Origin of the sequence: Paenibacillus sp. sptzw28 (assembly GCF_019550795.1) — a bacterium.
GTDB lineage: Bacteria > Bacillota > Bacilli > Paenibacillales > Paenibacillaceae > Paenibacillus_Z.
Genome location: NZ_CP080545.1, coordinates 1,445,486 through 1,469,224 on the forward strand (window position 1 = coordinate 1,445,486; position 23,739 = coordinate 1,469,224).

Consider the following 23,739-nt stretch of genomic DNA (forward strand, 5'->3'; position numbering starts at 1 on the left):
GGGGGTGGAAGCCGATGCAAGCAGAAGTAAACCGTCATGCCGCGTCGAGCGTCATCCAGGTAAAAAAGCCGTCACGACTCGCTAATGTTGTCCGAGAGCTTCAAAAAAACAAGCACTACTACTTGTTGATGAGTCCGTACATGCTGATTTTCTTCACTTTTACGGTCATTCCAGTCGTCATCTCGCTGGCACTCAGTTTCTTTTATTTTAACATGTTGGAGTTTCCGAGATTCGTAGGCTGGCAGAATTACTCCCGATTGTTCCTTGGCGACGATGTGTTCATGATCGCTCTGAAGAATACGTTCATGTTCGCAGTCGTGACCGGCCCGGTCAGCTATATCGCGTGTTTCCTCTTTGCCTGGATTATCAATGAACTGTCGCCCAAGGTCAGAGCGTTTATGACCCTTGTGTTTTATGCGCCGTCCATTTCGGGGAACGTTTTCTTTATTTGGCTGATCGTATTCTCAGGAGACAGCTACGGTTATTTGAACGGGTTCCTCATGAAATTCGGTTTTATTCTCGAACCGATTCAATGGCTTTCGAACGAACAATATATTCTGGCTATTATTATCATAGTCCAGTTGTGGCTTAGCCTGGGCACCAGCTTCCTGGCCTTCATCGCAGGTCTTCAGACGATCGACCGTTCGCTGATCGAAGCGGGAGCAGTAGACGGCATCAAGAACCGCTGGCAGGAATTATGGTTCATCACGCTGCCGTCCATGCGGCCGCAGCTGATGTTCGGAGCCGTTATGCAGATTACCGGCTCGCTTGCGGTCGCCGATATATCGATCGCGCTAGCCGGATTTCCAAGCGTTAACTACGCGGGGCATACCATCGTAACGCACTTGATGGACTTCGGCACAATCCGCTTCGAGATGGGTTACGCATCCGCTATCGCGACAGTGCTCTTCTGCATTATGATCGGCTCCAATAAGTTGACGCAAAAACTGTTGCGAAAGATAGGTGAATAAAATTGGTCATGAGGATGCTAACTGTACTCCGGACCCCCAGGCGGTTGAACCGATCCTTTGCCGTCAGTTTTTTACTGTTCGCGCTTCTTGCCGTTTTCGGCGCGTTTATGGCGCTTCCGCTCATCTATGCGGTCAGCAACGCATTCAAGCCGCTTGACGAACTGTTTATTTTCCCGCCGCGGTTTCTGGTCAACAATCCGACGCTGGACAATTTCTTCGACCTGTTCGCCCTGATGGGGAACTCGTGGGTGCCGCTGTCCCGTTATATCTCCAACACCCTCTTTATTACGGTCGTGGGGACGGCTGGACATATTTTGCTGGCGTCTGCGGCGGCCTATCCTCTGGCGAAATATCGATTTTGGGGATCAAAGACACTGTTCTCTATCGTAATTTTGTCCCTCATGTTCTCCGGACATGTTACCGCGATACCGAACTATATGGTCATGTCCTGGCTCGGCTGGGTCAACACGCACGCCTCGGTGATCGTGCCGTCACTCGCCTTCCCACTCGGACTGTTCCTCATGAAGCAATTCATGGAACAGATTCCGGATGCGCTGCTGGAAGCGGCCAAAATTGACGGGGCTAACGAATACCGGATTTATTGGAGCATCGTCATGCCGAACGTGAAGCCCGCATGGCTGACGCTAATGATTTTGCAGTTCCCCGCATTATGGGGGACCGACGGAGGCAACTTCATATATAGCGAGAATCTGAAGACGCTCCATTACGCGCTTGGCATAATCTCGGCAGGCGGCATCGCCCGCGCAGGCGTTGGAGCGGCGGTCGCACTTCTCTTGATGATCGTTCCGATTACGCTCTTTATCATCTCGCAGAGCAGCGTCATGCAGACGATGGCAACCTCCGGGATGAAAGAGTAGAAAGGATGAGACGCGATGTTGAGCAGCATATATAAAGCAAGGACATTTGTACTCACGACGCTCATCTGTTTGCTAAGCATTGGAATGGGAAGCGCGATCGTTCATGCCGAAGAAACTCCCAAATCCTATAATTATTCCTACTGGGGAGACGCAGTCGCCTCGCCTTTGGCCTATCGGGCAACGGCCCTCTTGAACGGCGACAGTCTGGGAGTCGGATCATTTAAGGAACCGAACGATATACACGTTACGGCAGACAATCAAATTTATGTGCTGGACTCCGGCAATAATCGAATCGTGGTGATGGATGCGAGCTTCAAGCTGGTTCGAATTATCGATTCCTTTGAAGTGAATGGAAAACCCGATAAGTTTATGAGCCCGCAGGGCCTGTTTGTAACCGAAGACAAGCATATTTACGTCGCTGATACGGGCAATAATCGAATTGTCCATCTCGATTCGAATAGCAAGCTTGTGAAGGTGATCGAGAATCCTCAATCCGAGCTGTTTCAGGAGAAATTCCAATTCCAACCCGCTCGAGTTGTTGTCGATAAGGCCAAGCGGATTTATGTCATGGCCGTCGGCGTATTTGACGGATTTATGGAATTTAACGCTAATGGCGAATTTTCGACGTTCATCGGTGCGAACCGCGTAAGGGTCGACCCAGCCGAGTTGTTATGGAAACGGCTGTCGACCCGCGCCCAGCGGAGTCAGATGGCCCAGTTTACGCCTACGGAATTCACGAACCTGGATATTAACGATGAAGGCTTTATTTATGCGACGAACGGGGACAGATTTGGCGATACGATCAAGAAATTAAATGCTCAGGGAAACGATATTTTGAGGCGAACGGGGTATTTCAGCCCGCGCGGCGACATCGCTGCCACGTCTCAGATGGACGCTTCGAGATTGATTGACATCGATGTCGCGGACAGCGAAATCTATTCGGTGCTAGATTCCAGGCACGGACGGATTTTCACTTACAACGGCGATGGATATCTCATGTATGTGTTCGGCGGTCTGGGCAACCGGCTGGGCGAATTCAAAACGCCGTCAGCCATCGAGCGTGTAGGAGATCAATTTCTCGTTCTGGATAAGGGGCTCGGTGAGATCACTTTATTCGAGACAACGGAATACGGCCGGACCCTCAACGAAGCCGTTCGAAGCTACTACAGGGGCGATGAAGAGGCGGCCTTCGCCTTATTCCAGAAGTCGATTAATATGAACGCCAACCTGGAATTCGCGTATGCCGGAATCGGCAAAGCGCTGCTTCGGCAAGGGAAATACGCAGAGGCGATGAAATATTTTAAGGAAAGCAAGGATCAGCTGGGCTATTCGAAGGCATTCCTGCTTCATCGCAAGGAAGTGCTGCGCGGATACTTTCCTTCGATCATGACCGGCATTGTCTTGATTGCGCTCGGCACGATCGCGTTCAGGAAGCTCCGGCATTGGAAAGGGGGAAGGAAACATGCCGCAATTGAACAGTGAACTGCTTAAACACCCGTTTTATCTGATTCTACACCCATTTAACGGCTATTGGGATTTGAAGTATGATTGGAACAAAAAAAATAATCTGATCGTTTCCTTCTCAATCTTGTTCCTCTTGGTCGTTACCAATATCATGAGCAGCCAGTATAGCGGTTTCCTCGTCAATATATACAATCCCGCTGACATGAACAGCTTGATGGAGGTTCTGTACGTACTGCTTCCGGTGTTGTTCTGGTGCGTGGCCAATTGGTCGCTCACGACCTTGATGGACGGGGAAGGGAAATTTGTCGAAATTTTCACGTCGACCTGCTTTGCCTTTATTCCTATGGTCATCATCCCATTTCCATGGATTTGGTTAAGCAACGTCATCTCGATCCAGGAAACGAGCTTTTATTATTTCTCACACAGCGTCGCCGTTATTTGGTCATTATATCTGTTGTTCGTCGGGAATATGACGGTTCATCAGTTTACGCCTTCAAAGACCATTGGCACTCTTCTGTTATCGGTTATCGCTATGGGGTTTCTGGCGTTCCTGTGTTTGCTTTTCTTCAGCCTGATTCAGCAAATCTTATCATTTGCAATAACTATTTACCAGGAAATTGACTTGAGAAGTTAAGGAAGGAGGCATGCGCAGCCATGAATATGAAAAGATATGCTTTGCTGACTTCGTTATTTCTGTTCGGAATAATGACTGCTGGGTGTGCGGGCTCCGGTTCTGACAAACAAACGGAGGCAAATCGCTCTGTTGCAGCAGAATTTGTGAAGGGTACGGCTCTTGCCGTTTCCTTCACGGATCCTCGAGTTGCAGGTATGAAAGGTGTTGCAGCCAATAATCGTCTGCAATTATTCGCAGACGATCAGTCGGGAGTTATTGCCGTTCTCGATAAAAAAAGCGGAGAAGTATGGTACAGCAACCCGCCGGAGCGAGAATCCGATAAACTGGCGACAGGAATTAACAAGGATTTATTATCCGCTCAATTAAAACTCGATTTCCTTAACTCGTTCAGCCAGCTCAGCTCGGTCAACTCCTATACGGATAGCGTCATTCATAAGCAAGTCAGATTCGAAAGCATTCCTAACGGCATTCGAGTGACTTATCAATTCGGAACGGACGAGAAAACGGTTGACGATATTCCAAGCAAGCTGACTAAAGCGCGCTTGGATGAACTTAAGGGGAAAGTGGATAAAACGGGACAGCGCGCGCTGATGATTGCCTACCAAGAAAGCGATGACCCTTCTGTGTATGTGCGAAATGAATCTCTGTCCGGAATTCAACTGAAACGGACTCTCCAGGCATTCGATGATGCCGGCTATACGGCTGAAGATTTCCAGAAGGATCTCGAGGCGTTTCATCTGGAGCAAACCAAACCCGAACCGCGTATATTCCTTGCCTCGATCGAGTATACCTTGGATGACGATAGCCTCGTGGTCAAAGTGCCGGTTTCCGGCATTCATTACCCGGACGAATATCCGATCAGCACGGTATCGGTTCTTGGTTTCTTCGGCGCAGAAGGAGAGGGGACAGAAGGCTCATTATTGGTTCCGGACGGATCCGGGGCGCTTATTCATTTCAACAATGGCAAAATCAAATATCCGTCATACAAACAAAGTATCTATGGATCCGATCTAACGATGGAGAGTGTCAAAGACAGCGTCTGGGAAGAAAACGCCAGACTGCCGGTATTCGGAATGATTCGCAGAGATGCAGCCTTTCTCGGTATTATTGAAGAAGGCGAGTCAGTTGCAAGCGTAAATGCAGACGTAAGCGGCAGACTGAATGGCTATAACTATATTTATCCAAGCTTTCAAGTGATCAATAATGGCCAAGTCTCCCTGGACGCGAACGGAAAGGAACGTTCCTTGCCCCGGTTTCAAAAGAATCCGACAAAATCGGACTTTACGATCCGTTACGCTTTTCTGAGCGGGGATGAAGCTACTTATTCCGGAATGGCACAGTACTATCAACAGTATTTGATCAAAACGCATGGACTTCCCGAATTGAAGTCGGCAAGCGATTCAAATTCCGTGGATGTGCCGTTTTATTTGCGACTGATCGGAAGCATCGCCAAAAATAAGCATGCGGTGGGAATTCCCTATAAGTCGCTCGAACCTCTGACAACCTTTAAACAGGCAGAGGATATCGTAAATCAGGTGCAGGAACGCAATATTCGCAATATTAAGCTTCAGTACTCGGGTTGGTTTAATAAAGGACTTGATCATCAGGTTCCGGATCATGTCTCGGTCGACGGAGCTGTAGGAGGGAGCAAAGCGCTTCGGGAATTTATCTCCTTCGCCCGTGATAAGAACCTTGCCTTTTTCCCAGACGTCTACATCGCAGAGGCGCGTACAAGCGATGGCTTCGATGTAACCAAGGAAGCTTCCAGAACATTAAGGGGAGAACCTGCCGTGATCTATCCGATTGATCCGGTCTCGAATCAGCGTGACCGCAGCAAAGCTCCGTTCTATGTTGTATCGCCGCGCTATATTCCGAAGGTTGTGGACTCCATGCTGAACGGACTGAACGGCTATCGCCTTGAAGGAATATCGCTGCGGGATCTGGGCAACAGGTTGAATACCGACTATCGGACAGATCATCAGATCGACCGGACGGAGTCTGAGACGATATCGGAACAGGCGCTGGCCAAGGTACGCGAACGGAATCTTGAGATTATAGCGAATGGCGGCAACGCCTATACGTTTCCGTACGTTACAGATATTACGAATGCGCCGATGACGAATAGCGGGTTCAAGATCGAAGACGAAGAAATTCCATTCTATCAAATGGTCGTTCACGGATATATCGACTATACGGGCATGCCTTATAATCTGGCGACCTTCACCGACATGAACCAGTATATATTGAAGTGTCTGGAATATGGATCCGGCGTTTACTTCGAATGGATTCACGAATCGAATGACAAAGTTAAGGATACGGATTACGACGACTTGTATGCCGTTCATTACGAGCAATGGCTGGATCAGGCTGCTCAGATCTATGGGAATGTGAATGAAGTCTTAGGCAAAGTGCAGAACCAGAAGATGATTTCGCACGAGAAGTTGAGCAACGGCGTCTTCAAAACCGTTTATGAGAACGGTATCTATGTTATTGTGAACTACAATCGATCAATGGTACAGGCGGATGGCATAAATGTTGAAGCCGAAGGCTATGTAATGGGTGGTGTACAAAAATGAAATCCATACTTAAACCTCGCCTGTTGAAAAGGTCTTACGCGGAAAAAAAGGCACTATGGGGTTTTCTTTACGTTTTGCCATGGCTGCTTGGATTTCTTCTCTTTTTCTTTGTCCCTTTGTTGAATTCATTGCGATTCAGCTTCAGTTCGATTACGGCCAATTCAGACGGGATAATAGTTAAATACATTGGATTCAAAAACTACGTGGAAGCCTTGACGATAAACACAAGCTTCAACCGCGTTTTGACCGAATCGATTGTGAATATCGTGGTCAATATTCCGTTGATCGTCATTTTCAGTTTATTCCTCGCGGTGTTGCTGAACCAGAAATTCATCGGTAGATCCGCTGCCCGGGCGATTTTCTTCCTTCCCGTTATTCTGGCATCCGGCATTATTATGAATCTGGAGAGTACAAGCCTGGTGCAAGCGATAAGCGATGCAAGCTCAGGGGCAAAGGTCGTTCATTCGCTACAGAGCTTCGAATTGGAGAAGCTGATGCTGCAAGCCGGGGTTAGCGATTGGATCGTCAGCTACCTCACAGGTTCCGTTGACCGTATCTATCAGATCGTTAGCCAATCTGGCGTTCAGATTCTGATTTTCCTCGCGGGAATCCAGACCATCTCGCCGCAGCTGTACGAAGCCTCCAAGATGGAAGGGGCAACCGGCTACGAAGCCTTCTGGAAGATTACGTTCCCGATGGTCAGTCCGCTTATTCTGGTCAATGTGATTTATACCATTGTAGACTCGGTCTCCACCAACAAAATAACGGATTTGATTCTGGACACCGGTTTTACTACTTTTAATTTCGGACTTAGCTCGGCGATGGCAACGATCTATTTTCTGACCGTTGCTCTAATCTTACTGATAAGCACTTATCTGATATCGAGGAAAGTTTTTTATTATGATTAGGGGGGATGTACGAGTGAGCTATTCCCGACTGTTATCGATAGAATCCTGGAAAAGGTGGATTTGGTCATTCATCCGTCTTGTATTGATTGCAGGACTGTCATTTTTGATTTTGTATCCGATCTTGCAAAAAATTTCGACAGCGATTAAAGATAAGGAGGATCTATATTCGCCGATCGTGGTGTGGGTTCCCGTCCATTTTACTTGGGACAATTTCAAGCAAGCGATCATGATTATGGATTACTGGGAAACATTGGTCAATACCTTTGCGCTGTCAATCTCTACTACAATCCTTACCGCGATAACTTGCGCTTTGGCTGGTTACGGATTTGCACGGCTTAAATTCAAAGGAAGCAATCTGCTGTTTGCCGGAGTCATTCTGACCATATTGGTTCCGCCTTCGACGATTCTCATTCCCCTTTATCTCAATCTGAAGGATTTTACGCTGATGGGACTAATTCCATTGCTTACCGGCAAATCCGCCAATCTGCTTAATACCTACTGGCCGTTCATACTGACAGCCTTGACAGCCAACTCGCTGAAGGCGGGACTTTTTATTTTTATATTCAGACAATTTTTTCGGGGAATCCCCAAAGAGATCGAGGAGGCCGCATATATTGATGGCGCAGGGGTCGGGAAGACGTTTACGCGAATCATGCTCCCGAACGCGCTCCCGGCGATTATCACCGTGCTGCTCTTTTCGTTCGTGTGGCAATGGAATGACAGCTTCTTTACGACAACGTATTTGGCTTCAGGCAAGGTCATGTCCGTGCAGCTGGCTGCCTTGCCATACAACCTAAACAATCTTGATCGAGGAGGTTCCTCTCAGTTAGATCCTTTCTATTTGAGCATGGTGCAGGATACAGGCATTCTGCTCGCTATCCTGCCGCTTATTATCATTTATTTCTTTGTGCAGCGGTACTTCGTTGAAGGGATCGAGCGCACAGGCATTGTCGGCTGATCAGCCGACCGCAAACCGATCGATTACCAGGTAATAACGCCCGGTATCGATCGGTTTTTTGGCGTTTAATATATTATTTTTATTAAAGTATTTGTGAGGTATAATTTGAACAGGGACCTTGGACAAACGATAACGGAGCAGAAAGGAGACCTGGAATGGGAAGCAAGATCCTCGCCGCGGTTAGGAAAACGAACAATATCCGGCTCAAGAACAAGATGATCATTTCCATCGTGATAGTGGTGTTCATCCCGGTTCTTCTCGTGGGCATTATCTTGACGGCTTCCTACCGTCAGAATGTACTAGATCAGGCTACACAGCAAACCATGAACAACGTGGATAAGATCAAGAAGCACGTAACGGACATTCTTCGGATGCCGATTGAAATATCGAACAACTTGCAAGTCGACGACAGGTTTTCTAATTTAGTCAATTCCCGCTATGAGACCACGTTCGACCTGGTGACAGCATACTGGGATTTTCACTATTTCCGGGACTACGTGCAGCTATACAAGGAAATTCAAAGCGTCCGCTTCTATACAGACCCTCCGATGCCGCTTAGCAATTGGGACTTTTTAAGCGCGGATGAGTCTGTCAAGAACTCGGAATGGTATCAGGAGGCGTTGGACAAATCCAGTTCGTCCATCGGGTGGCATTACATCACGGACGAGACGAAGGAAAATCGCCCTTATCTCAGCCTCGTTCGCAGGATTGATTTTCCGTTGTACCGTTCCCACGGGGTGCTGGTCATCAATTTGGATCAGGATGAACTCAATGGGATTCTAAGCCAGGAACCGTTCGATACGATGATTTTCGATGAGAAGGGCTTAATAGTCGCTGCCAAACAACCACAATGGGTCGGACGGAATATCGACAGCATGGATTTTGCCAAGGATTTGAGCGATAGACCGGCTGGCGCTTACGAGTTTAATTATGAGGGGAAGCCCTCGAAGATTGTTCTGGAGGAGGTGGTTCCGCCATTTAGCCGGAACGGGCTCAAAGTCATTTCGGTCTTTACGATCGACAGTATCGTGAGCGAAGCAAACCGGGTCAGCAGGTTGGGGTTCACCATCATTGCGGTCAGTTTGTCCATCGCGATCGTTCTCATTTACTTCACCTCCTCCTTTTTGTCCCGAAGACTGCTTCTGCTTAATAAGGTGTTGAACAAGGTCTCAATGGGCAATTTGAACGTGAAGTCGGATGTGGACGGAAACGATGAAATTGGCACGTTATCTAAACAGTTCAACCATATGCTAGCCAGCATCCGGAGTCTGATGGAAGAAGTGAGAGAGTCCCACATGCAGAAAAACCTGCTGGAGCTGCGGCAGCGCGACATCAAGCTGAAGATGATGGCGAGTCAAATGAACCCGCACTTTCTGTTCAATGCGCTGGAGTCTATCCGAATGAAAGCGTTTGTGAGGGGAGATACGGAGATCTCCAATGTCGTGCATCTCTTGGGGAAACTGATGAGGCGCAGCATTGAAATCGGAGACCGCAAAATCACGCTCAAGGAAGAGCTTGATATTGTGAGCTGCTACTTGGAACTTCAGCAATTCCGTTTCGACGATGAACGTTTGACCTACAAGCTCCATCTGGATCATTCGGCAATGAGCGTGGAGATTCCGCCGCTCATCGTTCAGCCTCTAGTGGAAAATGCTGTGGTGCACGGGTTGGAGGATGTTGAAGAAAGGGGAATTGTAATCATCGGTACGCGTGTGGAGTCGGACCGAGTAGTGATTATGGTGGAGGATAACGGGTGCGGCATACCGGAAGGTAAAATGCGGGCAATCGAGCATTCATTTCTGGATATGGAAGATGCCGAGGAGCATCGGATAGGACTCCGCAACGTGCATCAGCGCCTTATTCTGACTTACGGAGAAGGGTTCGGGCTAAAGCTAGAATGCCCGCCGGGATCCGGTACGCGCATAACATTTTCCATACCGTTGGGAGGAAATTTGCATGTATAAAGTGCTAGTGGTCGACGACGAACCGGCAATCCGGCAGGGGCTTCTGAAAATTGTCGATTGGGAAGCGCTCGGCTTCTTCGTAGTAGGAGACGTCTCAAACGGAAGAAAAGCGGTTGCCCTCCATCAGGAGCTTTCTCCTGAACTGATCGTCATTGATATCCGGATGCCGGGCATGGATGGTCTTCAAGCGATCCGCGAAATTCGCAAGACGGATGGGGATTGCCAATTTCTTATCCTGAGCGGATACGCCGATTTTGCCTACGCCAAGCAAGCCATCGAGATGAACGTGAGCGGCTATGTGCTCAAGCCGATCGATAAAAAGGAACTAAGGGAGGAACTGCTGCGCATCAGAGCCAAACTGGATCAGTTGTCAGGTCGCGCAAAATTGTCCGAATTCCATACCGATGCGCTACGGGAGGAACTTATCCTCAAGTTGATCGCGGCTGAAGCTGCAGACGCTGCGGAACTGGAAAGCGAACTTGTGCACTTAACCAGCTTCGCAGGGAAATCCAAGCAGATTCTGTTGGTTGAGGCGGAGGACTTCTCTAATGCAGGACCTGGATATCTGGAGTCGGTCAAGACGAGATGGCTGGAAGCCGTGGAGGCGGAGAGCCTCGGGTACGGGTTTCAGACCGGACCGTATATCGGATTCCTGTTGAAGGAAGATCTGAACCGGTCCGACGTCAAAAACGAATGGACCCGGCTTCTGCAAGACGCCTGCGGGCATAAGCTGGGCTTCACTGCTGCCGCTGGACAGATTGTCTGTGAACTTGCGGATATCCGTCAATCGCACGAGGGTGCCTTGAGATTGTTGGAAAACCGCTTCCTGCTTGCTGAAGGGCAGATCCACATGGCGACGGAACCGGTCTTAAGCCATTTTGCGACGGAGCCGAACAGGCATGCTCCTCCGAATTTGGAGGCGCTCTCAACCAAGCTGTTCTATATGCTGGATCTCGGTAGAGGCGAGGGGGTGGCGGAGACGCTTGAAGAAGCGGGAAGGGCAATTGCGGCTTACGATTCTTCCGAAACCGCGATCAAGACTGGCCTGGCCCAAGTGTTGTCCGTTGCGCTGAGCAATCTGGCGGCTCTCCATCAAAGCGTCAATATCCAGGATTATGCGCCTCTGCTTGCCGAGATTCACCAGCACAGCCATTACGATAGGGTGATGAGCGCCGCTAATTCCCAGCTCGCCGAACTGGCGGGAAGACTGGGAGGGGACGGCAGCCTGCCTGTGGTCAAGCAAGTGATGGATTTTATCCAGCGGCATTACCATGAAAATCTAAAGCTGGAGACGATGGCGGAGATGTTCAATTACAACAAGGGGTATTTGGGCAGAATGTTCAAGCAGCATACAGGAGACTCGTTCCATACCTTCTTGGATAAGGTCCGTATTCAGCAAGCGAGCCGTCTCCTCAGGGAAGGACACAAAGTCTACGAGGTCTCGGAGCTCGTAGGTTATCCCAATGTGAGTTATTTCCATAGCAAATTCAAGAAATATGTAGGAGCTTCCCCATCTTCGATCAAAGGGGCTCCTCCCAAGGCCAAGACCTTTTCGCTGGAAACATCATAGATATTTAGAGTGGGGGGCGGCATTTCATGAATGTCAGCAAAACAAAAGTGGCATGTCTTTTAATGATCGGAGCACTTCTTGTTGCCGCCGGCTGCAGCAACAGCTCGGACTCCGATAGCTCCAGCAGTCCTGACGCATCGCCGAACAAAGATCTCACACCCATGACGATCACTTTTGCAGCAGGCGACAATAACCCGCTTTGGGACGACATGCAAAGCGAGGTCGGGAAGCTCATTACGGAAAAAACCGGCATTTCGATCAAAGCGCAATTCCCGATGAGCGGCAATGACACGGATATATTCGCGCTGATGGTGGCAAACAACGAATATCCTGATATTGTTTCAGCCAAAGGCAGCGTGGGCAAGCTGAAGGACGCCGGCGCATTGATCGATTTGACGCCGCTCATTGAAGAGCATGCGCCGAACATCAAGAAGCTCTATGGAGAATACATGAAACGTTTGCGCTGGAGCAATGACGACCATGGCATTTATGTCCTGCCGTCAGCACCGGTAAACCAAACCTACTTCAAGGCAGGAACGGGCTTCGAGCTGCAGCACGCAGTGCTGAAGGAGCTTAACTATCCACAGATCAAGACGGTGAAGGATTTCGAGAATTCGCTCAAAGCTTATTATGACAAGCACAAGACCACGGCCGACGGTCAACCGATCATTCCCTTGTCCCTGAACGGAGGGGAATGGCAGTTTTTAATTAGCGTCACCAACCCGGCCGTCGCAACGACTGGCGGGCCGGATGAAGGCGAATTTTATATCGATCCGGATACTTATGAGGCGAAGTTCCATTACCTGCGCCCGGAAGAGAAGGAATACTTCCGATGGCTGAACCATATGCACGACATCGGCTTGCTGGACCCGGAGAGCTTCGTCCAGAAGTATGATCAGTACAGGGCGAAGATTGCCAGCGGACGCGTTCTGGGACTCATCGATGCTGATTGGGACTTCGCCGGTGAAGTAGCTGTATTGAAGAAGGAAGGCAAGTTCGATCAAACCTATGCCCACTTCCCGGTTACCTTGAATGAAACTTACAAAAGGCATGATTTTCAGAGCACCGGATACTTGGCGGGTACTGGCATATCGATCACGAAGAGCGCCAAAGACCCTGTTCGCGTCATCAAGTTCCTTGATTTTCTGGCGTCAGATGAAGGGCAAGTACTGCTGAACTGGGGAATCGAAGGCAAGCATTATAAGGTGGAAAATGGTAAACGCGTCATTCCGGAAGACATTCTGAATATGAAAGTCAATGACAACCAAAACTTTAAGAAGACGACCGGTGTAGATATGTACCGATTTGGACAGAGCTACGGTGACGGGGTGAAGGATCCAACGGGCAACTATTACACCACCGTCTTCCCGGAACAAATCGAGAAGGAATACACCCAAGCGGACAGGGAGACATTGGCTGCTTACAATATTAAAAGTTACAAGGATCTGTGGCCGTCCGAGAAAGAATTCCCGGTTAGACCGTGGGGAGCGGCATGGAACATCAACATGGAGACCGGCTCTGAAGCGAATGCCATCTTCCAAAAGTGCCAAGACATTACGAGGTGGCACATTACCCAAGCGATTCTGGCAGAGCCGGAACAATTCGACGCTATATGGGACGTCTTCATGAAGGAGCTGGAGAAAGCAGGCGTCGAGAAGCTGAACGAAGAGTTTACCAAGCTGGTGAAAGACCGCGTGAAACTTTGGAATGAATAAGTTGATCCTTTAGCGGTCGGGCGGAGGCTTACCTTGCCCGGCTGCTTTTCATATAGCGCGTTTTTAATACAAAAGACGCCAATAGACTTAACCATCTAAATGTGCTACTATTTTTTGTTATATTTTTTTGAAAACGCTTTCTTTTTGGGGTGCTTGAATGCTCAGAACAAGATTTCCAAACATATTCAGAAGCTTTCTTATATCGTATATGATCATTCTGTTAATTCCGAATGTGGCCGGATATATCTCATATCGGGCGGCAATATTCCAGAATGACGATAAGGTCTGCTGGACGGATGCGCGCACAGGAAATACTTTCGAAGGTGGACAGACCATCCATCTTGAAGCTCCTCTAAGCTCGATTCCAGTATTTTTACGGGATGGCAAACAAGCGTATCTCATCGGAAAAATATAATAGTCTAGTTTGCTATAGCAAGCGGACATTTACGTGCTCCCCCTGTACTATCGTGCAGGGGGCAGTTTTATCCAGTAAAAAGAAGTCTATATAATGCTACTCTATGTCCTGAAACTGCAGGTTTAATGTTATAACATCATATATAATCCGTATTGAAGGAGAAATTCAAGAAACTCGGAGTGCGGATAGAAGAATCAACACGGCGAATATGGGGGTTTAGCATGAAGGCCGACTACAGACAATAAATTGGATTTGAAAAAGAAAGCGGTTACACTTTGGTGGCGCTACTTTCATGATACTCTACGATGAGGACACAAAAAATATAGAGGGAGTTGTTGTTGAGATGTCAAATCAACCGGGCAGGGGGAACGATATGGGGGCGAAACTGAATGGTCAAGCTTATACGACAGCTGCGATGAAGCAGTTTCAGTTTAAAGAAAAATATAAATTGTTCCTCATGGCTTTGCCTTTTCTGGTACTCGTCTTTTTGTTCTCTTATTTGCCGCTTTACGGCTGGATTTATGCCTTTTTCGACTACAGGCCTGCCATTCCGCTGTCCAAGACCGAGTTTGTAGGGTTTCAGTGGTTTACAACGTTGGTGTCAAATAAGTACCAGATGGAGGAAGTTCTCCGAGTATTGCGTAACACATTCGCGATCAGTTCGCTTGGCCTTCTGACTTCGGTTCTTCCGGTTATCTTCGCGATTTTCCTGATGGAAATAAAGAGCACACGATTTAAGAAAACTGTGCAGACGCTTACAACGCTGCCGAACTTTATCAGTTGGGTGCTGGTGTACTCCTTCGCCTTTATGTTGTTTTCTGTTGACAATGGCTTCCTGAACAATTTGCTCATAAACATGGGCCTGATCGAACGGCCGCTGAACATTCTGGCATCGGACAACCACACCTGGCTGTCTATGACGTTGTGGGGGGTATGGAAAGGACTCGGCTGGGGAGCGATCTTGTACATTGCCGCGATTACGGGCATCGATCCGGAAATGTATGAGGCGGCGAGAGTGGACGGAGCAGGCCGGTTCCGGCTGATGTGGCATGTGACGGTTCCAGGGGTTATGCCGACATTCTTCGTGCTGCTCATACTCGGGATCGCGGGTTTTATCAATAATGGATTTGAGCAATATTTTGTATTCTCGAACGCGATAAACATGAATAATATCGAGGTGCTTGATCTATATGTGTACAACGTCGGTGTAGTGAACAATAACTTCGGGTTCGCGACAGCGGTCAGCATTCTGAAATCGATTGTCAGCTTGATCTTGCTGTTTGCAGCCAACAGCCTGTCAAAGCTGGTTCGCGGCGAAGGCGTTATCTAAGTCGACCTAGGAAGGAGAACCGATATGAGGATTAATAACAGGATTACAATTTTTGACATATTTAACTATACGCTGTTTGCCTTATTTACTTCTGCTTGTTTCTTTCCGTTTTATTATTTGTTCATCAATACAATCAGCAGTAACGACTTGAGCAGCAGAGGACTCGTTATGTTCTACCCCAAAGAGATTCATTTCGACAACTATATCCAAGTGTTCAAGATTCCTGGGCTGGGCCAAGCCACGCTAGTATCCTTTGCACGCACTTTGATCGGCACTGCGCTGACCGTGGCCGCTTCGGGTTTTCTTGGTTACTTGTTTTCGAAACCTACCATGTGGGGACGCAAGTTCTGGTACCGTTTCCTCATCGCCACGATGTACTTTAATGCCGGCTTGATTCCGTGGTTCCTGATCATGCTTAAGCTTGGCTTCGTCAACAATTTCCTGGCCTATATTGTGCCTGGGATCGTCTCGCCATTCTTTATTATCCTCGTCAAAACGTTTGTCGAGTCGACGCCGATTTCCCTGCAGGAATCGGCGCAACTCGACGGAGCCGGCAATATGACGATCTTCTGGAAGATCGTCATGCCGTTGATCACGCCGATTCTAGCCACGATCGCCATCTTCTCGGCCATCGGACAGTGGAACTCGTTCCAGGACACGTTGTTCCTGGTAACAGATCAGAACCTGTTTACGCTGCAATTTATCCTGTATCGCTATTTCAACGGAGCGACATCGCTGGCAACTCTGTTGCAGTCCGGGGCTTCCGATACAAATCTGGCCAATATTCAGACGGCTACTTCGATTCGGACGACGGTTTCGATGGTTGTCGTCATTCCGATATTGCTCGTCTATCCGTTCTTCCAACGATTCTTTGTCAAAGGAATCATGATCGGGGCTGTTAAGGGTTAAATGGTGAGTACTAGCAAGGGGGTGAGGCGGGTCGTTGTACGCATGAAAAATTTGTCAAATGGGAGTCAGCATTCTTAGCAATGAAAGAGAAGGTTTTTGCAGATATATGACAAGGAGGGTAACAAACACATGAAAAGAAACAAATGGACAGCGGCTGCTGTCGCGATGATCGCCATGCTTGTATTCTTATCCGCGTGCAGCGGATCCGCTGGAACCAACTCGGCAACCAACTCGGGCAATAACACAGGAACGGAAGTAAGCACCGATCCTTCGAAGCAACCGGAGATCACGCTGAACGTATTCTCGAACCTGTCCAACTATACTGGCGAGCAACCGGGTTGGTTTGGGAAGTTGATCAAGGATAAATTTAACATCAAATTAAACATTATCTCCGGCGGGCAGCAAAGAGCTGCTACGATGATGGCCTCCGGTGATTTAGGCGACATCGCGATCGCAATCGATATAGTGGATGCTTCCAAAGCCGGATTACTGCTGGATTGGAACAAGGATGGCCTGCTTGACAAATACGGCCAGGACATTAAGAAATATGCCGGTCAGGCGCTCGAAGCCAACAGCAAGCAGTATGGCGGCGGCACGGCGATTTACGCTATCGGTCAAAACGTCGGCAGCGGCAGCGGTCCGAGCGAAGGCGCCAATATGACGTTTGGCCCGTGGCTTCGTTGGGACTTATATCAACAACTGGGAAGCCCGGAAATCAAGACGCTGGAAGACTACCTTCCCGTTGTCAAAAAAATGCAGGAGCTTAGTCCGAAGAGTGATTCCGGCAAGCCTACGTACGGATTTTCGCTGTGGTCGGACTGGGATGGGGTGATGGCGCTGAACCCCAAGGTTATGGCTCAATTCTATGGCTATAATGATGGAGATGGCTTCAATGACGCCGAACTGATGATGACGAAGGCCGATGAAGCGAAATGGCAAGGCTTGCTCGACGAAGACAGCTACTACATGAGAGGTTTGAAATTCTTCTTTGAAGCGAATAAGATGGGGCTGCTTGACCCAGATTCTTTGACGCAGAAGTTCCCCGACGTGACCAACAAGTATAGTGACGGACAAATTCTATTCGCGCAACTCCCGTGGCTTACCGATGGCTACAACACCGAGAAGCACGTAAACGCAGGTAAAGGCTTCGCGTTCGTGCCATTCGCCGAAGAGAAAATGTCTTCTGCTGGATTCTCGCCTTATGGCGGCACTTGGTATTGGTCTATTGGCGCGAAGACAAAATATCCGGAGCGCGTGATGCAATTCATGAACTGGATGTTCTCGCCGGAGGGCGTTCAGGAAACCCATATAGGTCCAAAGGGTTTGCTGTGGGATATCGTGGATGGCAAGCCGACTCTGACCGAATTCGGATACAAAGCGGTCTCCAACTCCGTCGATATGCCTGCCGAATACGGCGGCGGTCTGTTCAAGGACGGAGTAAACCAAATGAACAACAGAACGGTTAATCTGTCCATGATCAATCCGGAAACAGGGGAACCGTACGATTACTCGATGTGGACCTCTTATTTGAACAACAATCCGAATCCGGTCACGAAGAGCTGGCGGGACGCTATGGATGCACTGACGGTGAAAGACTATGTTGTGAAGAACAACAAAGTAGCCGTGCAGCCTCCATACTTTAGCGATAAAGCTAAAACGCAGGAACCGTCCGACATTAAGCAGAAGAAAGCCGAAGTGGGCAAAGTCATCAAGGAATATTCCTGGAAGATGATGTTCGCGAAGAACGATAATGAGTTTGCCAGCTTAAAAGAGGCTATGGTATCGAAAGCCAAAGGCCTGGGCTACGACGATGTTATTAAGTTCCAAGTCGATAATTACGAAAAAACGGTCGGAGCAGCCTTGAAAAAGTAATCAACAAGAAATGAACTGACATCTAATTTCCGTGAGCGTAATAAGCTTGCGGAATTTTTTTTTAGCTAAGCCCGGCGCCTGAAATACAAATGGCTAAATCATGCTATTCGATGACCTGAAAATCAAGGTTCAAGTCTATGCCGTGTTTTATAATCGAATGGAAGGACTACGGTATTATCAAACATTAGATTGATTAGGAGCTGTAACATGGAGACGTGTAGCATCGCGACGTATAGCAATCCAGTAATTCCAGGCTTTTATCCCGACCCGAGCATCTGCCGTGTCGAAGATGATTATTATTTGGTAACAAGCTCGTTTGCTTATTTTCCTGGAGTCCCCATATTTCACAGCAAGGATCTTGTCAATTGGCGCCAGATCGGACATTGTCTCACTACCGAGCAGCAATTGCCGCTGGCCAACACCTGGTTATCGGGAGGGATTTACGCCCCAACGATCCGCTATCACGACGGCTGGTTCTATATGGTCACGACGAATGTGAGCGGGGTCGGCAACTTCTATGTTCGCAGCCAACAACCGGAAGGTCCTTGGTCTGAGATGATTACTGTCGCGCAGGATGGCATTGATCCATCTCTATTATTCGATGAAGATGGCAGCGTATACTTTCAATCCACTTGTTTCGGCAATGAAGGCTATGGCATTTATCAATGCGAGATTGATATATCGACCGGGAAATTGCTGACAGAGAGTCGTCTAATCTGGAGGGGAACGGGCGCAGCGCATCCGGAAGCGCCTCATCTTTACAAGATCAACGGACTTTTTTACTTGTTGCTTGCCGAAGGCGGGACGGAATACGGTCATATGGTGACGATAGCGAGAAGCGACGCTCCATATGGACCGTACGAACCATGTCCCCATAATCCGATTCTTTCTCACAGAAGCATGAAGAGCAGCATACAGGCAACAGGGCATGCAGATCTGGTACAGGCGCATGACGGCAGCTGGTGGGCGGTTTTCTTGGGTGTCAGACCTGTCTCATATCCCTACCGGCATCATTTGGGCAGAGAGACGTTTCTGGCGCCCGTGTCATGGACGGCTGATGGCTGGCCAATCATCGGTAATGGGGGAAGTGTCGAGAGCGTCATGGATGCTCCGCAGTTGACGGAGGTCCGGTGGCAGACTAACTCAACCAGAGATGATTTTGACGATTCAACCTTAGGCTTCGACTGGGTATTCCTGCGGAATCCGGATCCGTTATGCTGGTCGCTCAGCGAATCTCCCGGTAATCTTGTACTGCGCGGAACCGAGGCGTCGCTCGACGATTCCGGCGCTCCCGCCTTTGTAGGTCGTCGTTTGCGCCACTGGTCATGCAACATTTCCACCTTGCTGGATTTCGAACCGCAGCACGAGGGCGAGGAAGCCGGACTTACCGTATTTATGAGCGAAAGATATCATTACGATCTGGCTGTAATGCGCAAAGAAGGTCGCAAGGTGATCGTATTCCGGCGAACCGTAGGATCCATGAGGATGGAGCGCACGCTGGAATGCTTAGAGGGTCCTGTCGTTCTTAAGATTGAAGCTCATCCGGAATGGCTTCATTTCAAGATTCAGCAGAATCAATCCAATGTCCTTGAATTGGGGTCTGGAGAAACGCATCTGCTCTCAACGGAAGTAGCGGGTGGCTTTACAGGAGTAATCATTGCGATGTACGCGGTCTGCGAAACGGGGCAGGGTTCTCCGGCATGCTTTGATTGGTTCGAATATGAGCCATTGAACGGATGATGCACAGCTCGAATATTCAAGCTTCATCTGTAAGTGGCCCATGAATTTATTCATGGGCCTACTCGGTTTTTGAAGTTATAATGTCTCTAATGTGCTATTACAATGACTAGATAATCAAGCGGGGCGGTTTCGAGGTCGATATTGCCTGGAAAGACGGATATGTTGCCGAGGCCGAACTGAGAGCGACGCGGAATGCTCTGTGCAGCATGCGCGTTCGAGCGCCATTCGCGTAACGCTGGCAGACGGCTCTTTGCAGGCTCAAAGCGATGGTGCGTCGGTGTTGAAGTTTCAGGCGTTCGTAGGGGAGACTATTCTATTAGGGCTGTGCGATAAAAAACGAAGAATGATCAAACACAGTAGGAGGAAGAAGAGATGACCAAGGATATTAGAAAAGGGGACTTGGGGAACGGCACCTATCGGAATCCGGTGTTAGCCGGAGATTATGCCGATCCTTCCGTATTGCGACTAGGCAACGACTATTACATGACACATTCCAGCTTTACATTCGCCCCGGGGCTCTTGATCTGGCATTCGAGGGATTTGGTCAACTGGCGTCCGGTTGGCAAAGCGCTGGATCGCTATATCGGGGATGTCTGGGCGCCGGATTTCATTGTGTATGAGGGTACGTTTTATATCTATGTGCCTGTGGACGGGAAAATCGTGGCGCTAACTGCGCCGGCACCCGAAGGACCATGGGGCGAGCCTGTCCAGTTAGGCTTGGAAGCGATTGATCCGGGGCACGTTGTCGACCAAGAAGGCAACCGGTATTTGTATACCGGCGGCGGTTATATGACCAGGCTTTCCAAAGACGGTCTTTCGATTGAAGGGGAAACCGTTCACGTCTATGACGGATGGGAGTTTCCGGATGAATGGGTGGTGGAAGGAAAGTTTCTTGAGTCGCCCAAGTTATTCTATCGTAACGGTTATTACTATCTGACGTCCGCTCAAGGCGGAACATCCGGTCCTCCGACGAGCCATATGGTTATATCCGCGCGTTCCAAAAACCCGTGGGGGCCGTTCGAGAACTCCCCATACAATCCGATCATTCGCACCGAAAGCCGTGATGAGCGCTGGTATTCGAAAGGGCATGGCACCTTGGTCGATACGCCGAACGGAGAATGGTGGATCCTGTACCATGCTTACGAAAAAAATAACTATCCATTAGGCAGGCAAACGTTACTGGAGCCGATTGAATGGACGGCAGACGGTTGGTTCCGAGTACCGGAGGACATTTCCACAGATCAACCGATTGCCAAGCCGGATGGTGCGGCTGTCAAGCATGGCTTGCCGCATTCCGATTCCTTCACATCGGATCGGCTAGGGCTGCAATGGAGTTTCTTTAGGCAGCATGACAAGGAACGATATGCGTTTACGGGAGATGCAATTGTGCTCCATGCTTCAGAGGGTGTGTCGCCGCTCGTCTTTATGCCGGAGGATCACAATTACGAGGTTACCGTGGAGGTAGTCATTGAAGCGGGCAGCCAGGGAAGACTGCTGCTCTTCTATAATCAAATGTTTTATAGCGGCATGGGGATTTCTGAAGAAGGGATCTATGGCATACTTCGCGGATGGCCTGCGCCGTGCATTCCATTCAATGGAAAAAGTGTTCATATGCGATTGCGCAATTTAGAGCATGAGGTCATCTATTTCTATAGTCATGACGGCAGCACATGGCAGAAGCTTCCGCATTCGTTCGAAGCATCTGGTTTCCATCACAATGCGCTGGGAGGCTTCCTGGCCTTGCGAATCGGATTGGACACTTGCGGGGATGGGAAGGTTTTGTTCAAAAACTTTCAATACCGGAGTCTTTAAGAGGCTCCAACGTTCAGGGGGCAATATGAATACGATTGAATTATGGTCTGGAGCATCCAAAGAAAGCATTGGCGATGAGAACCAGGGATGTCCAAGTTTGAGTGCATACCCTGTGCATGGAAAAGACCAAAGCCCTGCAGTCATCGTATGTCCGGGCGGGAGATATTTCAGACGAGCCGCGCACGAAGGCGAGCCGGTTGCCAAGTGGTTAAACGGGCTCGGCATATCCGCTTTCGTCCTGAATTATCGTGTATCGCCGTATCAACATCCGATTCCGCTTCAGGATGCGCAGCGGGCTGTACGAACCGTAAGACATTATGCAAAGGATTGGAACATCGATCCTGAGCGAGTCGGCATTTTGGGCTTTTCCGCAGGCGGTCACTTGGCATCCGCAACGGGCACTTTGTATGACACAGGAGATAACCAGTCATCCGATCCGATAGAAAGACAGAGCAGCCGTCCGAATTTGCTAATCTTGTGTTATCCGGTCATCACATTCGGAGCGTATGGTCATCGACCGTCCATGCACCATCTGCTTGGCGATTCTCCGGATGAATCGCTTGTTGCTTTATTGTCCACGGAAAAGAAAGTGACAGAAGACACCCCGCCAACGTTTCTCTGGCATGCGGCGGATGATGAGAGGGTTCCGGTTGAAAATAGTTTGCTTTTTGCCGGAGCTCTTAGCCGCCATCAGGTGCCTTTTGATTTGCATGTATTTGAAAGCGGCGGACATGGACAAGGTTTAGCCGAAGGTCATCCTGAAGTGAAGGCTTGGCCGGAACTCTGTGAGGCATGGCTAAGAAAACGAAATTTTGTATAACGATACGCTTCACTGAATGGCATAAAGCTGCAAACAATAGACAGGGGGAAAGTATCCATGTGGTGGAGTTCTTATGCTTCGGCGACGGTTCAATCTACGGCCAAAAATTTTATGATGAAAAGCGAATCACCTTTTACCCATACGTACAGAGCTTACATCAAGACAACGGAATCCGGGGAATTAAAGCTGAGATTCTGGTGCAGCAACCTGGTAGATTCTACATGGGCAGACGGCTCTGAATCGAGCGCCAATCTGATTGGAGGCTCGTGGAAAATCGAGTCCGCTTACATTGCTAATGGCGGGAGGCTGCCTGATGGAAGCGTTGTAGAGGGTACGCAAATTCCGGTAACGTTCGATTCGTCGATCGCTAGGTTGGTTATGCCGGGAGAAAAGTTTTGGAGCGATGCCGCCCGGATCATGATCCCGGAGGAGCATTATTTGGTATTTTCGTGGACGATTACGACATTGGCTGCTGGCGTAAGCTTTCCCTACAATACGGAATGCCCATTGGTGTCCGCCTACGATGCGCCCGGGAATGCAGCGGGCCAAAGCACAGCCGACGGTTTCCAAAAATCCGCAAATTGTCTGTTTCTGCCGGATTTCATCGGCTGCGAGCGTGAGGGAGCAAAGCGTATTGCGTTCTTGGGCGATTCCATCACCCAGGGTGTGCGAACGCGCCCCGACGCTTATGAATACTGGGTTGCCCGCATTGCGGAGGGGCTTGGCCCGGAATACAGTGTATGGAATCTCGGTTCGGGGTGGGCGCGAGCTTACGATGCCGCAAGCGACAAGGCTTGGCTAAGCAAAGCCAAGCAAAGCGATGAGGTTGTCATAGCATTGGGGGTCAACGATATAAGTACGACCAGACGAAGCGCCCTTCAAGTGCTGGAGGATCTGCAAACAATTGTGTCCATCCTTAAAGGCAGCCGTATCGATATGTCAGTCATCCTTTGCACCGTCCCCCCTTACAATCTGACCGACGCGCAGGAGCTTGTCTGGAGGGATGTGAATCAGGCAATACGAAGCCATGCTATTGCCGGAGTCGATCGAATATTCGATATTGCGGAAGTACTCTCGCAAGCGACTCCTCGCGATAACCTGATAATACCTGAATATATGTCGAACGAGTTCGATGCGCATCCGAATGGTAAAGCAGGGTCTGCTATTGCCTCAGCTTTCTCGGCATGGTATTGAATGAGAGCT

The 23,739-nt window shown here is 49.1% G+C and carries 18 protein-coding genes; all 18 read left to right on the forward strand.

Annotation, left to right across the window (positions count from 1 at the left end; translation table 11 throughout):
• The first annotated feature begins 14 nt into the window (after nt 1-14).
• Nucleotides 15-971, forward strand: a complete 957-nt coding sequence (locus KZ483_RS06680; protein WP_220351905.1) for a carbohydrate ABC transporter permease — start codon at nt 15-17, stop codon at nt 969-971.
• Nucleotides 972-979: 8 nt separating this feature from the next.
• Nucleotides 980-1,849 (forward strand): carbohydrate ABC transporter permease, encoded by an 870-nt coding sequence (locus KZ483_RS06685; protein ID WP_220351906.1) that lies wholly within the window; start codon nt 980-982, stop codon nt 1,847-1,849.
• 15 nt (nt 1,850-1,864) lie between these two features.
• Entirely contained in the window at nt 1,865-3,331 is a 1,467-nt protein-coding gene (locus KZ483_RS06690) for a hypothetical protein (RefSeq protein ID WP_220351907.1), read from the forward strand.
• The gene (locus tag KZ483_RS06695; protein ID WP_220351908.1) at nt 3,312-3,947 is read left to right on the forward strand and encodes a Yip1 family protein; all 636 of its coding nucleotides are present in this window, start codon (nt 3,312-3,314) and stop codon (nt 3,945-3,947) included. Before KZ483_RS06690 ends, KZ483_RS06695 begins: the two co-directional genes overlap by 20 nt.
• Nucleotides 3,948-3,967: 20 nt before the next feature.
• Nucleotides 3,968-6,523: a DUF5696 domain-containing protein gene (locus KZ483_RS06700; RefSeq protein ID WP_220351909.1), complete on the forward strand. Its 2,556-nt coding sequence runs from the start codon at nt 3,968-3,970 to the stop codon at nt 6,521-6,523.
• A 74-nt stretch (nt 6,524-6,597) separates the two neighbouring features.
• Nucleotides 6,598-7,431 (forward strand): carbohydrate ABC transporter permease, encoded by an 834-nt coding sequence (locus tag KZ483_RS06705; protein WP_258881565.1) that lies wholly within the window; start codon nt 6,598-6,600, stop codon nt 7,429-7,431.
• A gap of 13 nt (nt 7,432-7,444) precedes the next feature.
• Entirely contained in the window at nt 7,445-8,389 is a 945-nt protein-coding gene (locus KZ483_RS06710) for a carbohydrate ABC transporter permease (RefSeq protein WP_220351911.1), read from the forward strand.
• Between the two features lie 155 nt (nt 8,390-8,544).
• The gene (locus KZ483_RS06715; protein ID WP_220351912.1) at nt 8,545-10,353 is read left to right on the forward strand and encodes a cache domain-containing sensor histidine kinase; all 1,809 of its coding nucleotides are present in this window, start codon (nt 8,545-8,547) and stop codon (nt 10,351-10,353) included.
• Complete coding sequence (locus KZ483_RS06720) at nt 10,346-11,923, forward strand: response regulator (protein WP_220351913.1); 1,578 nt, start codon at nt 10,346-10,348, stop codon at nt 11,921-11,923. Before KZ483_RS06715 ends, KZ483_RS06720 begins: the two co-directional genes overlap by 8 nt.
• Nucleotides 11,924-11,949: 26 nt before the next feature.
• Complete coding sequence (locus tag KZ483_RS06725) at nt 11,950-13,638, forward strand: ABC transporter substrate-binding protein (RefSeq protein ID WP_220351914.1); 1,689 nt, start codon at nt 11,950-11,952, stop codon at nt 13,636-13,638.
• A 758-nt stretch (nt 13,639-14,396) separates the two neighbouring features.
• Nucleotides 14,397-15,383: an ABC transporter permease gene (locus tag KZ483_RS06730; protein ID WP_258881566.1), complete on the forward strand. Its 987-nt coding sequence runs from the start codon at nt 14,397-14,399 to the stop codon at nt 15,381-15,383.
• A gap of 24 nt (nt 15,384-15,407) precedes the next feature.
• The gene (locus KZ483_RS06735; RefSeq protein WP_220351915.1) at nt 15,408-16,292 is read left to right on the forward strand and encodes a carbohydrate ABC transporter permease; all 885 of its coding nucleotides are present in this window, start codon (nt 15,408-15,410) and stop codon (nt 16,290-16,292) included.
• A gap of 129 nt (nt 16,293-16,421) precedes the next feature.
• On the forward strand, nt 16,422-18,164 hold the full coding sequence (locus tag KZ483_RS06740) for a type 2 periplasmic-binding domain-containing protein (protein ID WP_220351916.1): 1,743 nt from the start codon (nt 16,422-16,424) through the stop codon (nt 18,162-18,164).
• A gap of 207 nt (nt 18,165-18,371) precedes the next feature.
• Nucleotides 18,372-19,904, forward strand: a complete 1,533-nt coding sequence (locus tag KZ483_RS06745) for a glycoside hydrolase family 43 protein (protein WP_220351917.1) — start codon at nt 18,372-18,374, stop codon at nt 19,902-19,904.
• A 113-nt stretch (nt 19,905-20,017) separates the two neighbouring features.
• The gene (locus KZ483_RS29070; RefSeq protein WP_397376188.1) at nt 20,018-20,137 is read left to right on the forward strand and encodes a glycoside hydrolase family 95-like protein; all 120 of its coding nucleotides are present in this window, start codon (nt 20,018-20,020) and stop codon (nt 20,135-20,137) included.
• Nucleotides 20,138-20,276: 139 nt separating this feature from the next.
• On the forward strand, nt 20,277-21,716 hold the full coding sequence (locus tag KZ483_RS06750; protein ID WP_220351918.1) for a family 43 glycosylhydrolase: 1,440 nt from the start codon (nt 20,277-20,279) through the stop codon (nt 21,714-21,716).
• 25 nt (nt 21,717-21,741) lie between these two features.
• Nucleotides 21,742-22,536: an alpha/beta hydrolase gene (locus KZ483_RS06755; protein WP_220351919.1), complete on the forward strand. Its 795-nt coding sequence runs from the start codon at nt 21,742-21,744 to the stop codon at nt 22,534-22,536.
• A gap of 57 nt (nt 22,537-22,593) precedes the next feature.
• The gene (locus KZ483_RS06760; protein WP_220351920.1) at nt 22,594-23,730 is read left to right on the forward strand and encodes an SGNH/GDSL hydrolase family protein; all 1,137 of its coding nucleotides are present in this window, start codon (nt 22,594-22,596) and stop codon (nt 23,728-23,730) included.
• Nucleotides 23,731-23,739 lie beyond the last annotated feature (9 nt).